Raw genomic sequence first — 14,229 nt, forward strand, 5'->3', positions numbered from 1 at the left:
ATTGATTCAACAATCGCTAATAATTTTTGCTTACCGCAACTTATTGAGCGGATACTGGGATCAGGAATTTCTAAATCTCCTATCTGTTGAACTTGTTCAAGACACTTTGCAAGTTCCTCTCTTTGATAAATCACCGTGTCTATTACTGGCAAGTTATATCGTTCAGTAATTGCTAATATTTGTTTGGGTAAAGTATGTTGCACAAACTTTTGAAAAGTTGCAATTTTACAAGGAAGAACGCCCAGAATTTTTATAGGTGATTTATTTAATAGGTTTTTTCTGAATGGGTTAATATCTTGCTTAATGTATTCTTTTACATTTGTTAATCCTAGATTAGCAAATGGTTTCAAATCTGAAGGAATAATTAAATAGTCAGATGTGACAAGCGCAATGAATGCAAATAGGTTTAAAGAAGGAGGTGTATCGATAATTACAATATCATATTTATCTTCTACTTCTTTCAATTTATATACTAGACTAGCTTGACTTGATCTTAGTCCGTTTAGCTCTGTTTCCGTTTTCATTAAATTAATGTGCGATGGAATTACATCTATCTCTGGATTCGTGAATGAAGATTTTCTAGCTACTTCCGAGATAGGATCAAGTTCAATTGAACGCAGTATATGATAAATATAACTGTCTTTTATATTATCTGATATTTCATCATCAAATTTGACTAACCCTGTGGCAAATGTAGTATTAGCTTGGCTATCTAAATCAATAACTAGAACTCTTTTGCCCTTCTTCCTAATAGCAGCAGCTAGATTCACTACAGTGGTTGTCTTACCTACGCCGCCTTTATTATGGTAAACCGCAATTATTTTCATTGAATCTTGCCTCTTTGTTTCAAAATTTAAATTATTTTCAATTATTTTAACTTCTGGTTTATCTACTAACTGTCCTTCTTTTAGACTATCTCTACCAATTAAACCTTTAATATTCTCTAACTTAGCTTCAACATCCTTTCCAGAACATTGGAATAATAGCTGAATATCATATTGCAATTTTTGATAAATTCTAATCTCTTTGCCATTAGTCAACAATCCATATCTGACATTTAAGCTGGTTAAATAATGCCTGAGTCGGCGGACATGATTATTTAAGTTTTGTTTGGGATGCTTTGCCTCCATGACGACACTCAGGGGTGAGTTGGTATCTAAAACAAAGGGAATTACTTGTGCGGCAAATGCTAAGAAATCTAAGCGGATGCTACCAACGGCAACTTCTTGATGCCAGGTGTCAGGAGTATAACCTAGCTGCGGTAGCAAATATTGCACTATGAGTTTGCTTTCAACTTCGCTTTCGTTACGGCATAGCTCAGGATTAAAAGGCAATATTTTTATACCTCTAAATAACTCTTGGACTTGGGAGAAAATCTGATATTTGCTCGATTATGGCATAGCCTTAATTATTTTGAGTGATATAAATCACTTAGAAACATCTAAAAAATCATCATTAAATTAGTACTTTTGCTGATAAAATAACCAATTCTGAGAGCTAGCCATCTTCAAAATTAACAGGCTATATATGTATTTGCCCATTACTCCTGTAAATCGCTAGAATCAAAGTGTTTACTTAAGCTATTTGCGCTAAAGGTTTTGGCTACTGTATCTTGTCCCCACTGCCATCAACTCGTTGATAGTCAAGCTATTAATTGTCCCTATTGCCGGACAACACTCAAAGCTTACGGCCATCCCGGTATTCCATTGCACCGCGCCATTGGGGAAGGGTATCTGTGCGACACCTGCACATATCACGCTGATGATACTTGCAATTTTCCCCAGCGTCCCTACGCTAAAGACTGTACGCTCTACCAAAATATTGAAAAGACAAAGTTAGAGTTGGAACAGCAACGTTACACTAACAGTTTTGCATTAACTCTGAAAAGTTGGATAAAACGCAATCAAGCTTTGCTGTTGCTATTAGGTTTATTATTGGTCTGTTTGTTGTTTGTTATATTAAGGTCTTGATTTGTGTTTACTAGGGAATGGGGACAAGGGAGACAAGGAAGACAAGGGGAATAACCAATGCCCAATACTTCTCTACGAGAGGCTGCGCCAACGGCAACGCTCAGTACAAGTGCCCAATTCCCAATTCCCGATCCCTAACCTTCAAGTTGTGGTGATTTTGGATGCTTCAGCAATAGGTTCAACTTGTATCGGTGGCGCTTTTTCCTCAAAGGCAGTTAAATGGAACCAAAAAGTTGTGCCTATGCCAACTTCACTCACTAGATGGACTTTACTACGATGTCTGTCGATGATATTTCTGACAATCGATAAACCTAAACCCGTGCCTTCTAGGGTGTGAACTCGGTTTTCTACACGAAAGAAGCGTTCAAAAATTGAGTGTTGATCTTCTGTGGCAATGCCAATTCCAGTATCGGAAATTTCAATCCGCACTGGAGAAGATTCGGTGTGACTGGGCTTGAAATCTACTTGATAGGCGCGGATTACCACTTTACCACCGACTTTTGTGAATTTAAGGGCATTACCAATTAGGTTGCCAAACACTTGTACTAACAAATCATAATTACCCATTACCAAGGGCAAATTAGCAGCAACTTCTTGAAGTAGTTCAACACCTTTATCTTTAGCATTGAGTTGGTAAGTACGCAGAGTTTGCTCGATCGCTTGGGCTAAATCTACGCCATCGAAGCTGTAGTTGCGACCAGATTCGAGTTTTGACAAATCCAAAACATCGTTAACTAGGCGGGTTAGGCGATCGGTTTCATTGTTGACAGTTTGGAGAAACTCTTGCCGTTCTTGTAAAGCTAAGTCTTCGCCGTAGTCGTGCAGGGTTTCAATATAGGTTTTGATGTTGAATAGAGGCGTTCGCAGTTCGTGAGAAACGTTGCTGATAAATTGACTTTTTGCATCGTTTAACTCAACCTCGCGGGTAATATCTTGGATCGTAATCGCAATGCCTTTAATGCTTTCTCTTTGGAGATTGAGTACTGTAGTCAAGAGAATGCGGATCGTGCGTGGGGTGGGTTGGTTAATAAAAATTCGGAATTCGGCACTTTCGCATTCCCCTGCTGCCATTTCGTACAAGGGACGGGTGATTTCTATTTGTACCGATTGGGGTAAGTGATGCAACACATTCTGTCCGACCATATCAGCAGTTTCCCAGCCAAAAATTCGCCGCGCTGTGGGGTTGACTAAAATCACCTGCATGTTGTTATCAATCAACACAGCACCATCTGCGATCGTCGAAACTAGGGTTTCTAGTTTCGCTTTTTCTGCGGTCAGTTCCTCAATATTCTGTTCTTCATAACGCTCTAATCGCTCTCCCATTTCGTTAAAGCTTAAAATTAACTCACCGAGTTCGCCCCCTAATGGTAAATCAATGCGCTGCTTGAAATTCCCGGTAGCAATTTGCTTCACCCCCACTAGCAGTTCTTTAATCGGCTTAGTGATGGTCAAGGCGTTAATCACTCCTGCCAAAATCACCATTACCCAAATCGTGATAAAAACGGCAATGGTGACATCGCGGGTAAAATTGGTGGAAATGATCGCAGTCTGATTGGGGTTGAAACCGATCGCTAATACACCTAAGTATTTTTTATTGACAATCAGGGGAATAAATACATCGGTGACTACTCCATCTGGGGTTAGATGTTGCCGCACCATTGGCTTTTCCCCATCACCAGGGTAATCTTCTGGCAGTTGTATCCGCCGTTTAATCGTGAGGGAGTTTTCTACCTCCGCTTCCCAAAAAGGAATGCCAAAATACATTTCCCCGGTTTCATCGGCGTAGAGCATATAACGCACACTAGAGGTGCTGTTATAGAAACGTTGGGAAAATTGGGCAACTTCACTAAGATTATGATCAGCAACTAGGGGAGCAACGTTGGCAGCAAGCAGCAGTCCTAAGTCACGGCCAAAGCGGGTGTCATTCATCCGCGCATCCTGCTGAATTGTATTTACAGCCCAGAAGGTCAGACCACTCATCACCAATGAAACTACCATTGTAGCCACAGCCAGCAGTTTGGTCTGGAGGGTGAACTCCGACCACCAACTAGCGATCGCATCTCGAATTGTTTTTAACAGACTTAGCATCTTAAATAAAGTTGTTAGTAGTCTTTGTTATAAGCCCAACAACTAAAAAATTAACAGTTAATTTGACAAATATGTTAGGGGCATTGGGCATGGGGTATTGGGCATTGGGCATTGGGCATTGGGCATTGGGCATTAGGAATAACTCCTAACTCCTGTAGAGACGCGATTAATCGCGTCTCTACTAACCCCTAACTCTATGCCCAATATCTTTCCGGTAATATATCCCCTCAAACTGAATATATTTGATACCTGCGTAGGCTTGGGCGATCGCTTGCTCAAAATTTTCTCCGATTCCAGTCACATTTAATACTCGACCCCCATCTGTCACTACTTCTTGTTGCTGGTTTAACTTCGTACCTGCATGAAATACAGTTGCTCCTGTTGCCTCTGCCTTGTCAATGCCCGTAATCACCTGGCCTTTCTCATATTCTCCGGGATAACCACCTGAAGCTGCAACCACAGTGGCAGATGCTCCCTCTTTCCAAGCAATAGGCGGCAATTCACTCAATCGCTGTTGTACACACGCTAGAATCAACTCTTCTAAAGGTGTTACTAACAGTGGTAAAATAACTTGGGTTTCGGGATCGCCGAAGCGACAGTTAAATTCTAAAACTTTAAAGTCGCCATCGGGTGCAATCATTAACCCAGCATAGAGTACGCCTCGGTAATCAATGCCTCTAGCTCGTAAAGTGGCGATCGCCTTTTCTAAGACTTCTGTTTGAATGCGTGCCATCAAAGAAGGTGTAGCAATGGGTGCTGGGCTGTATGCTCCCATCCCACCAGTATTTTCCCCTGTATCGCCGTCACCAATCCGCTTATGGTCTTGAGCTGGCAACAAGGGTCGAATTGTTAACCCATCGGTTAACGCTAAAACTGACACCTCTTGCCCAATTAAACATTCTTCAATGACGACAAATTTACCAGCACTGCCAAATTGTCCCTGAAAAATCGCATCAACGGCACTTTCTGCCTGTTCAACTGTTTCAGCTACCGTTACACCCTTACCAGCCGCCAAGCCATCAGCTTTGACAACAATTGGCGCTCCCTGAGATTTGACGTAAGATTTTGCTGCTGCTGCCTGTGTAAATACCGCACTCCGTGCCGTCGGAATCCCTGCTTCTTGCATTAAAGCTTTTGCCCAAGCTTTACTTGCTTCAATTTGCGCTCCGGCTCTGACTGGGCCAAATACCATCAACCCTTTCTCTTGGAGATAATCTGTGATTCCCTTTGCCAAGGGGACTTCTGGCCCAACTATCACCAGAGTTATGCCATGTTCTAGAGCATATCCGCTCATGCCCTCAAAATCATCTACTGCTAGGGGCAAGTTCTGGCAACGTTCCATACTTGCTGTGCCTCCATTCCCTGGTACACAGATAACTTGCTCAATTTGCTTAGATTGCAACAGTTTCCATGCCAGAGCGTGTTCGCGCCCCCCATTACCTACAACTAAAACTTTCACTGATTTTCTCGTGCGTCCCTATTATGCATATAGCAATCCTATCTGATTTGTGAAAATTCTCGGTGTCCAGATACCCGACTTCTTAAAGAAGTCGGGTATCTAACTTTTCACGAATGTTTTAGGATTGCTATATCTAACTTTTATTATTCCGATCTGCTAACCTGTTTTAACTATTGAGTTTTAACTGTATTTATTTTTAAAATTAGATTTCATGAATTAGTGAATTTATAATTTATGTTGTTAATAATTACTAAATATATTTAATAATATATCTTAAATACAAGTATATTAGTTTAATTATCTATTATGTTGATAACCTCTAATAAGTAATTTAAAAAATTATCAATTAGTAACGGATTATTGATTATAATTATTAACTTGTGAATATTAAAGATTAATCAGGATATAAAAAAATAGGCAGCATGGCTAAAATTATCGTTACTGGAGCCGCCGGGTTTATTGGTTCTCATCTTGCAGAAACATTGCTGCAACAAGGAGAAGAAGTAATCGGAATTGATGAATTCAATGATTACTACGATCCGATGTTAAAGCGTAAGAATATTGTACACTTGCATCCTTCACCTAGTTTTAGATTAATTGAAGGAGATATTCAGTTTTTAGATTGGCAGAAACTCCTCAAAGATGTTGATCTAGTTTACCATCAAGCGGCACAAGCAGGTGTGAGAGCAAGTTGGGGTAAAGCTTTTCGAGGTTACACAGAACGAAATATTAACGCTACACAAGTTTTGCTAGAAGCAGCCAAAGATGCTAAACATCTGAAAAGGTTAGTATTTGCCTCTTCATCGAGTGTATATGGTGATGCAGAAACATTACCTACCCACGAAGGAATTTGCCCTCAACCAGTTTCTCCTTACGGCATTACAAAGCTAGCAGCAGAGTTTTTGTGTGAACTGTATTACAAAAACTTTGGCGTACCCTGTGTGACATTGCGCTATTTTACAGTTTATGGCCCCAAACAACGCCCAGATATGGCATTTCATAAGTTTTTTAAATCGATTTTGCAAGATGAAGCGATTCCTATTTACGGCGATGGCCAGCAAACGCGAGAGTTTACGTATGTTAGTGATATTATCGCTGCTAATTTAGCCGCCGCGATCGCACCCGAAGCAGTGGGAGAAATCTTTAACATCGGTGGTGGTAGCAGGGTAGTTTTAGCTGAAGTCTTGGATAGGATTGAAGAAATCGTTGGGAAGTCAATCAAAAAAAATTACATAGAAAAGGCGATGGGAGACGCCCGCCACACTGCTGCTGATGTATCTAAAGCAAAGAAAATTCTCGGATATCAGCCGCAAGTCTCCTTAAGAGAGGGTTTAACAGAGGAGTGGGAGTGGGTAAAATCTTTGTATTCCCTATCCTGCTAATTTTCCTCATCCCTCTCACTTTTATTATGCAAAGCGTATTGATAAATAATTCGTAATTTGTAATTCGTAATTAAATAGGACTTACGCATTGACAATAAATAGTAAATATGTATAAGTGAAAAGCCTGATCTTTCGTAGGGGTTTAGCAATGCTAAACCCCTACAATATCGTCTATTTACGAGCAAAGTCTTGCCCTTAGCTGGTAGCTAAAACAACACCTTGGCGCAGAGTACGCTTGTGATCGCTTTTACGAGTACCCCCAGCCATCTGATACTCGTGGCTATTTTTACCAAATTTATAAGCAACACCAAGCAAAATTTTTTCAGAATAGTCCGCTAAACCTCGTTCATTTTCGGTGATTTGGGTTAATAAAACATCAATTGTAGAGAGAGTGGTATTGTAGGCTTCCAGAGATTGACGGAGACTTTCAATTTTGTCAGTATAATCTTTAACATTTAAGCTCTCTCCTACATCTAGAGTAGGACTGATAGATTTAATACTTGCCAAGCGCATCTCAGCTTTGCTAAGAGTACGTGAATCGCGTTTTTTCCTTGCCATCATTAATACTCCTTTACCTGGAAAAATAACCTAAATTTCTAGTAACTCTATAGTGGACAATTTTTTAAAAGGTTGTCCTGCGTAAAATTGTTGATTTTTCTTAAAAAAACTAAAATTTGAGTAATTTTACCAATTTTCAATCCTTCCTCTCTTCCTCTCATAACCGCAGTGGCTCGACAAAGAGCAACTAGAGGCGAATTTGTAAAAAATGTGAATGTGTTAGAAATCTGTACAGTAAACCCGCTCTTACTTTTTCCTCACTCACGACTCAGCACTGAGTAAGGTTAAAACAGAAGTTGTTACAGGAAAAGCGGAAGTTCTTACAGGGAAAGCGGAAGTTCCTACAGACTGCGCGAAACACGGAAACGTTAAGGCAGAAGTTTCTACAAGGAAAGCGGATGTTCCTACAGACTGCGCGAAACACGGAAACGTTAAAGCGGATGTTCCTACAGACTGCGCGAAACACGGAAACGTTAAGGCGGATGTTCTTACAGGGAAAGCGGAAGTTCCTACAGACTGCGCGAAACACGGAAACGTTAAGGCGGAAGTTCCTACAAGGAAAGCGGATGTTCCTACAGACTGCGCGAAACACGGAAACGTCAACCCTGGAGCAATATTTTTTGATGGATGCTCTCAGATAGAATTCTGTTAAGTTTATTCTCAGATCATGTCCGGCTAAATACGAGTCAGATCATTTTTGCTTAAAGACTTATTATAAATGTGCTTGTTTTCAGGTAGACTCAATTTTGAGACAATTGATTTTAATCTAGAAATACTTGAGCTTGAACCTTAAAACGTTGTGCTAAATATTGAATTTGACTCAGGGTTAAAGCTTGATCTTTGTTTAAAATAGCTTCTATTGTTTCCGATGTACCAATTTCAGTCAAATCTGAGAAACTTAGTCTATGTTCCTCGATTAAATAAGCCAATACATCGCTTCCGCTACAATTAGGGATAGAATAATGCTCTGCCTCATAAGCCTCAATCAGCGTCCCTAACGTATCAAGAAAATTATAAAGAGGATGCTGTTCATTTGTGCCAATTTCATCAATTAAATCATTTAATCGCTCGATCGCTTGATCATACTCTTGCTCATTGCGAATCGTAAGCAGGGGTGCGATCGCGCTCCAATGGGTATTAATATCCGGGGGAAGTGTGGTTAAGTTTTCCATTGGTCTTTGTCGTATTCTGAATGGGTCAAGATATCACGAATATAAACTTTTTGACGATTAAAGTGAATTGAAGTAATTAATCGGTATTTATTGCCACCAATATTAAACACAATTAGATCGCTTACAAGATCGGCACTAGGAAAAACTGAGCGTAATTCCTCAAAAGTCTGAAAGTTTGCCGAGTTCATGAGTTTAAACCAACGAATTAGCGCAGTTTCACTATCAGGATACTTTTCCCAAAATTGACGTAATGCTTTACGAGAAATAAGGTGCATGATTCGCTGGATTCATCAGGCTATTATAGCGAATCTTGTCATAGTCCGATCATTAGAGTTCCGATTGCAGTACCGGGCTGGCGAGGCTTTCCGGGTGGTTGGAGTTTGCCAATTAGTCTGGCGACAGTGCGATCGCCCCTTTGCCCACCCCACGTTGCAGGACGATCGCCTGTTTAATTAGTTCAACTCTTAGCTTAAACAGTATACACGCTGTTTGTTCGTTGGTTTTTACCTATAATGGAGAACAATTGTCATCTCAAGTATTCAGCTTGATGCCCACAATGACACTGAAAGAATTACAACCTCAACTTTTAGCCCTGTCTTTGGAAGAAAAGGCACAGGCAATTCAGATTTTGGCGGCGAGTCTGGGCAATGGGTTGATTGGCATTGAGAAAACACCGGGCGTTATGGGGGGCGATGCCTGTATTCGGCAGACTCGGATTCCGGTTTGGCTGTTGGTTAGCCTGCGCGATCAAGGGGCAAGTGAAGCCTATTTGTTAGAAGATTACCCGACGCTAACTGCTGCTGATTTGGTGAATGCATGGCTGTATGCAGAGGTTAATCCTGAAGAGATTGAAGCGGCGATCGCCCGGCAAGAGGCGGCTTAAGCGTGGCATTGCTTTATGCCGATGAGGGATTTCCCAAGGTGGTTACGGGGCTACTGCGTCAATTCGGTCACGATGTGCTGACGGTACAAGAAGCAGGGCAAGCCAATCAGCAAATTTCCGATGACCAAGTGCTTGCATTGGCGACCATTCAGGGGCGGGCAGTGCTGACAGTAAATCGAGATGATTTTATCCGCTTGCATCGCATGAGTCCAGATCATGCAGGTATCATTGTTTGCACAGAAGATTTGGATCGGCAGCGATTAGCCACCCGGATTCATCAGGCAATTGCGGCTGAAGAATCTTTGTTTGGAAAGCTGATGCGAGTTAATCGCCCGCCTGCACAGAGAAGTGGATAAGTACGCAATTACAAACCCCTATTCCCATGATTGAAATTCATCAATGGCGCTACGAATTAAGGAAGTTATTTGAGCGCGACGGGTTTCAAAGTTGGCGGCGATATAAATCAGTAAAATGCCAACGAGCAAGCCAATAACCCATTTTAAGAAAGAGTACTGCAAGCTGAAAATTACCGATTGATAGATTGTAGTGATTAAAAAAGTGGCTGTACCAATGTAGAGAAAAGCCCGCACTCGCAAAGCTAATCCCGCAAAAATGGCGATGAGGCTGAAAATCCCCGGTATCCAGGCTGCATGTTGATCAAATAAAATTGCCCAGCCACAAATTAAACCACTACCTAGCACTCTCAGAATATGACGAGATGTTTTGTATTCTGGTAGTCTTAGTTGAGAATCGACTTGAGCAATATAAAGCAGTGATAATCCAATGGGTGTTACATACCATAAAGCATCACTTAGATGTAAGGAATTAAACCAACGGTAAAGCGCCCAATCAATCAACGCCACACTAATATAGGTAAAACGGATGTTTTCACCCACCTTTGCTAAGAAGATGTAAAATCCAGCTGCGAGTAGCAAAGTAATGGGGTAAGTTCGCAGTCTGGTTTCCCATAAAATGATCAGTGGTATGATGTATGCAGCTTGTTGCCAAGGTCTTTTAGACCAACCCCAACTTTCCCAAGGTAGGATGTATAGAAAATAGGCTACCACACAGGCGATCGCACCATTCCAAGGAACCAACGGCCCAGCCCAAAATTTCCCGACTGCTGTCTCCCGCCAATAAATCCTCATGCCGGCTACTTCTAATAAGCCCAGGTAAACCCACATCTCGCCTATTGTGATTCCTCCAAAGATGCTGGGGGATGTGTGCGAATTTCGTCCCTGAAAGATGGCATAACGAATCAAAAATACCCCCGTTGCCAATCCTACTAAACGGTTAACTCCAATGGGAGTAATAATCGCAGCCATTAATAAACAGCTACTCCAAACCCAGTGAATATGGGCAATTCTTTTCAGTTCTTGGGGAGTTAGGCGTAAGTAGCTGACAAGCCAAGGCGAGAGAATGCGGTAAGCATACATGATAGTGGCGCCAAGGGTAGACATGGCTATCAATCCATCACCTAATGCTCCTCCTGAAGCTTGTAATATTTGATAGAACAAAAGTTCATAAGCAGAAATGGATATGCCAATGATTCCTAAGTACAGCAGGGGTTTAAAGTTCTCGCGCCGTCGCCCGACGCCAATGATAATTAAAGCTACACCCAAGGAATACAAACCTGTCCATTCGGTAAAGGTATGCAAACGCAGCAATACACTGAATGCAGCATAAATTAATGGCAAAATGTGAAAACTGCTAGGAAGCCTTTCTAATTGATGTCGTCGTCGCCACCACTCGCCAAGAAGTTGAGCAATTAAACCCAAAGCGATATTTGCGATCGCTATCTTAACAGTTGAATGTTCTCCAAATCCCAGCGCTTCGGCAGTCAATAATTCCAAACACCAACCGATGCTATAAAATGCCCAATTTGTCGGTTCACGCCAACTGCGATAAACAATGGCTGCCAAGGTGATTGCAATGGCAATTAAGTAGAAAAATCCCGAAGTAGTAAACCCTTGGTAAATCAGCAATGAATGCAGCGTCAAACCCAACAACTGAAAACCACACAAGGCGATCGCCCATTGATCACTGGCGGCTGCATATATAACTGCTAATTCGTTACCGCGTCGGCTTAAAACTGTCGGCGCTAACCATAAACTGAGAGTTGCGATCGCTCCGGCGACAAACCAACCTGCTAACGCCAGGTGAGGTAAACCAGGTACACCCGTCCATAACAGCGCCCCAATAAAACTCAGAAGAAATCCTTCTGTAATTACCGCAGATGTTTGGTTTCGCAGATAGCGGGTATTTGTAAACATCAACCCGGTAGCTACAGCCAAACCAATTAATCTGGTTCCTGGTAGCTGTAAAGTAAGTAGCTGGGCAACTCCTATAGCCAAGACACTTAAGTAACGGGTAGTAGTCCGACGCTCTCTAAGTGTGCAATTGGCAACACCTGTGAGAGCTAAAGGCGTAACTAGCCATAAGACTCCCCAATCAGCTTTGGTATCAGGTATCCCATACCAAGATGATTCTGCATTCATCCACAATAAGAAAAAACTAGCGGCAGATAGTCCTAAACCGATGTCCCATGCACTACGCCGCCATAAACCTTCCTCGACGCTAAATCCCCATTCTGCAACCATCAGAGCTAATAAAATACTTGCCCAGGCTTGTTGACTCAGACTTGGTAAGAGCCAATTAATCGTAGAGCAAAATGTCAGCACCCCAATCATGTGAGTTAGAGATACTAAAGGAAGGGATGAGGGGGAGCGGCGTTGGGTGACGAATGCCAGAGTGATTGTAGAAAATAGCAGATTTAGCGATCGCAATGTGGGATTTATGAAAGCGATCGTTGTTAAAAAAGCTCCCAATAAGAGGGTGAGCAGTTCGCCAAATTTAGCCACTTCTGGCTTTTGGCGGCGATAGAGGCGATCTGTGAGCGCCACCATCAAAACTACGTAGGGAAATAAAGCTATACCCAGCAAAGCCCCAGGTTCATTTTGAGAATTGGTAAGTTGGGTGCCAGTTGCGATCGCCCATTTCTGGAAGTTATCAGGTACTAACCGCCAAAAGAGCCAAATCGTCTGTAAGCCGATGACAAAAACTGCCGCGAAGTCTACCTTGAAACTGTGCCGCCACAAGCGATTTCCCACATACCACAAACTCAAACCACTTACAGCGATCGCATGCCAAGGATAACTCACTACCGAAACCAGCCAACCCAGGAAGAGTAAAATGCCACCGAGTCTTTCCCAGAGTAAGGGGAATGAGGGGGATCGGGGGGATGGGGGGGATGTGGAGAATATTACTGTTACTTCTTCTGCTTCTTCTGCTCCCCTCTGTGCTAACCAAGTCACTAACCAGCCGCAAATGCCAATAGCTAACCCCAATTGCGTGACATCTACCCTTACAACAAAAATCGCTCGCACTAACAACACTATCAAGGCATAAATAATTACGGCAGCAGGCAAACCAATACTTAATTGCTGGCGTAGGCGTAGCCCGTCGTAGACATCGCGCCGATCTTCGTCGCTGATCGGATTAGGCTGTTGGTAATTGTGATAAACGGTAATGAGAGTTGTACCAATCATTGCGATATAAACGGCAATCAAGGGAAATCCTCTTAATTGCCAACCCCAATGCAGATAACTCAGCCCCAAAATATTTGCTAGAGGTAAAATGCCTGTATGTATTGTAAAAATAGTCCGATTTTTGGAGAGTAAAACAGTTATAGCAGTCAGGGTAGGACAGGCGATCGCAACTACAACCCAATCCAGAGGATTTTGCCACAAGCGAAAGCTATCCATTGCCCAAAAGTTCACCGGCACCAACAAAAGGGTGACAATCAGCAATGTCTGAGCCGTTAATCTGAGGTTGCTTTGCCTAGTCGCCCAAAAGCTTAACCCCCAAAAACTCAAAGTATAAGCAAATAAAACTCCATATTGTCCAGAAGCCGGAAACCTCTCCCACTGACTTGCAGCCAGTACCCCAGAGGACACCACTACCAGAAATACCCCTAGAAAAAGCAGCCAACGCACACTCAGTTCTGCCCCCAAGGACTGGAACATTGTGCTGATCAAGTTGGGTTTTGCTGGTTTTTGTTGCGGTTGTCTACGGCTACTAGATTGTAAAGCTGCTACGGGCAATTGCTCCCCCGCCTCGGAAGTTACAAACGCTACTTTTGTCTCAGCTTCCGCCTGGGGTTGCAAAACCACCGCACACACCAGAAACTCTCGGCATAGCTGCCTAACTTGGGTATCGGATATCAAACCTAAGTGCAGCCATATATCTAGTCCTTCTAATAACTGAGGATGGGAAGATGGCAGTCTGATTTCAAAGTTTAGCGGGTGGTCAAGAGGCAATGACATAAGCCGCAGCCATATAAGTATATACTTAAATCACGAATTTAATTAAAGTATATTTTGGCTCTAATTGTGCCAGTTATTAGGCTAATTAATATTAATTTTTAATCTCTGAGCGATATTTAAATGCCAACTGTCTGCTTTTAGTTTCCGCCTTGCAGTCTCCCAACCGCTAGATGCACCTGTCTCTTTTTATGTTAGCGCTACAAAGAGCGAGTCCGCGTACCTCCAATACGGTTCGGATAAGACTTGATCCCCCAACCCCCCTTTTTAATTGGAAGTCCCGTTATACTCTTTCACTTTAATAATGATACAAATACGTTGGTAGGGGCACAGCAATGCTCATTGGTGTCAACTTAAGTTAAAAGATGTAATCTAGGAGCATTGAAGCAGATGTT

13 protein-coding genes are annotated in these 14,229 nt (G+C 42.2%); 5 read left to right on the forward strand and 8 right to left on the reverse strand.

From position 1 onward, the window contains the following. Positions 1-1,334: AAA family ATPase (locus HWQ38_RS02795; RefSeq protein ID WP_292789843.1), on the reverse strand; the 1,334-nt coding region annotated here is incomplete at its 3' end. Positions 1,335-1,598: 264 nt separating this feature from the next. Between HWQ38_RS02795 and HWQ38_RS02800 the strand changes: the two genes are divergently transcribed. Further along, entirely contained in the window at positions 1,599-1,970 is a 372-nt protein-coding gene (locus HWQ38_RS02800; RefSeq protein WP_292789845.1) for a zinc ribbon domain-containing protein, read from the forward strand. Between the two features lie 141 nt (positions 1,971-2,111). Here HWQ38_RS02800 and nblS read toward each other — a convergent pair whose 3' ends face one another. The 3 genes from nblS to purD are packed head-to-tail and all read right to left on the reverse strand — an operon-like array spanning position 2,112 to position 5,517. Beyond that, positions 2,112-4,058, reverse strand: coding sequence for a two-component system sensor histidine kinase NblS (gene nblS, locus HWQ38_RS02805; protein WP_292789847.1), 1,947 nt, complete (start codon positions 4,056-4,058; stop codon positions 2,112-2,114). A 1-nt stretch (position 4,059) separates the two neighbouring features. Continuing rightward, complete coding sequence (locus tag HWQ38_RS02810) at positions 4,060-4,191, reverse strand: hypothetical protein (protein ID WP_292789849.1); 132 nt, start codon at positions 4,189-4,191, stop codon at positions 4,060-4,062. Between the two features lie 48 nt (positions 4,192-4,239). Next, complete coding sequence (purD, locus tag HWQ38_RS02815) at positions 4,240-5,517, reverse strand: phosphoribosylamine--glycine ligase (protein ID WP_292789851.1); 1,278 nt, start codon at positions 5,515-5,517, stop codon at positions 4,240-4,242. 422 nt (positions 5,518-5,939) lie between these two features. Between purD and HWQ38_RS02820 the strand changes: the two genes are divergently transcribed. Further along, a complete protein-coding gene (locus HWQ38_RS02820; RefSeq protein ID WP_292789853.1) occupies positions 5,940-6,899 on the forward strand; it encodes an NAD-dependent epimerase/dehydratase family protein in 960 nt (319 codons plus the stop codon). A gap of 195 nt (positions 6,900-7,094) precedes the next feature. On the opposite strand, the gene HWQ38_RS02825 is transcribed toward HWQ38_RS02820, so the two are convergent. The 3 genes from HWQ38_RS02825 to HWQ38_RS02835 all read right to left on the reverse strand — a co-directional run bounded on the left by HWQ38_RS02825 (position 7,095) and on the right by HWQ38_RS02835 (position 8,904). After that, complete coding sequence (locus HWQ38_RS02825; RefSeq protein WP_292789855.1) at positions 7,095-7,457, reverse strand: hypothetical protein; 363 nt, start codon at positions 7,455-7,457, stop codon at positions 7,095-7,097. A 761-nt stretch (positions 7,458-8,218) separates the two neighbouring features. Further along, a complete protein-coding gene (locus tag HWQ38_RS02830) occupies positions 8,219-8,629 on the reverse strand; it encodes a transcriptional regulator (protein WP_292789857.1) in 411 nt (136 codons plus the stop codon). Further along, positions 8,617-8,904: a type II toxin-antitoxin system HigB family toxin gene (locus HWQ38_RS02835; protein ID WP_292789859.1), complete on the reverse strand. Its 288-nt coding sequence runs from the start codon at positions 8,902-8,904 to the stop codon at positions 8,617-8,619. Before HWQ38_RS02835 ends, HWQ38_RS02830 begins: the two co-directional genes overlap by 13 nt. Here HWQ38_RS02835 and HWQ38_RS02840 point away from each other — a divergent pair. From HWQ38_RS02840 to HWQ38_RS02850, 3 genes are all read left to right on the forward strand, one after another. Continuing rightward, positions 8,899-9,081, forward strand: coding sequence for a hypothetical protein (locus HWQ38_RS02840; protein ID WP_292789860.1), 183 nt, complete (start codon positions 8,899-8,901; stop codon positions 9,079-9,081). The genes HWQ38_RS02835 and HWQ38_RS02840 overlap by 6 nt on opposite strands. Before the next feature lie 104 nt (positions 9,082-9,185). Next, positions 9,186-9,512: a DUF433 domain-containing protein gene (locus tag HWQ38_RS02845; RefSeq protein ID WP_292789861.1), complete on the forward strand. Its 327-nt coding sequence runs from the start codon at positions 9,186-9,188 to the stop codon at positions 9,510-9,512. A gap of 2 nt (positions 9,513-9,514) precedes the next feature. Further along, positions 9,515-9,868 carry a DUF5615 family PIN-like protein gene (locus HWQ38_RS02850; RefSeq protein WP_292789863.1) on the forward strand — a complete coding sequence of 118 codons (354 nt, stop codon included), beginning with the start codon at positions 9,515-9,517 and terminating at the stop codon, positions 9,866-9,868. Between the two features lie 18 nt (positions 9,869-9,886). Here the strand turns inward: HWQ38_RS02850 and HWQ38_RS02855 are convergent, their stop codons facing one another. Continuing rightward, complete coding sequence (locus HWQ38_RS02855) at positions 9,887-13,837, reverse strand: DUF2157 domain-containing protein (RefSeq protein WP_292789865.1); 3,951 nt, start codon at positions 13,835-13,837, stop codon at positions 9,887-9,889. Positions 13,838-14,229: the final 392 nt, after the last annotated feature.

Source organism: Nostoc sp. NMS7 (assembly GCF_017115085.1).
GTDB lineage: Bacteria > Cyanobacteriota > Cyanobacteriia > Cyanobacteriales > Nostocaceae > Nostoc.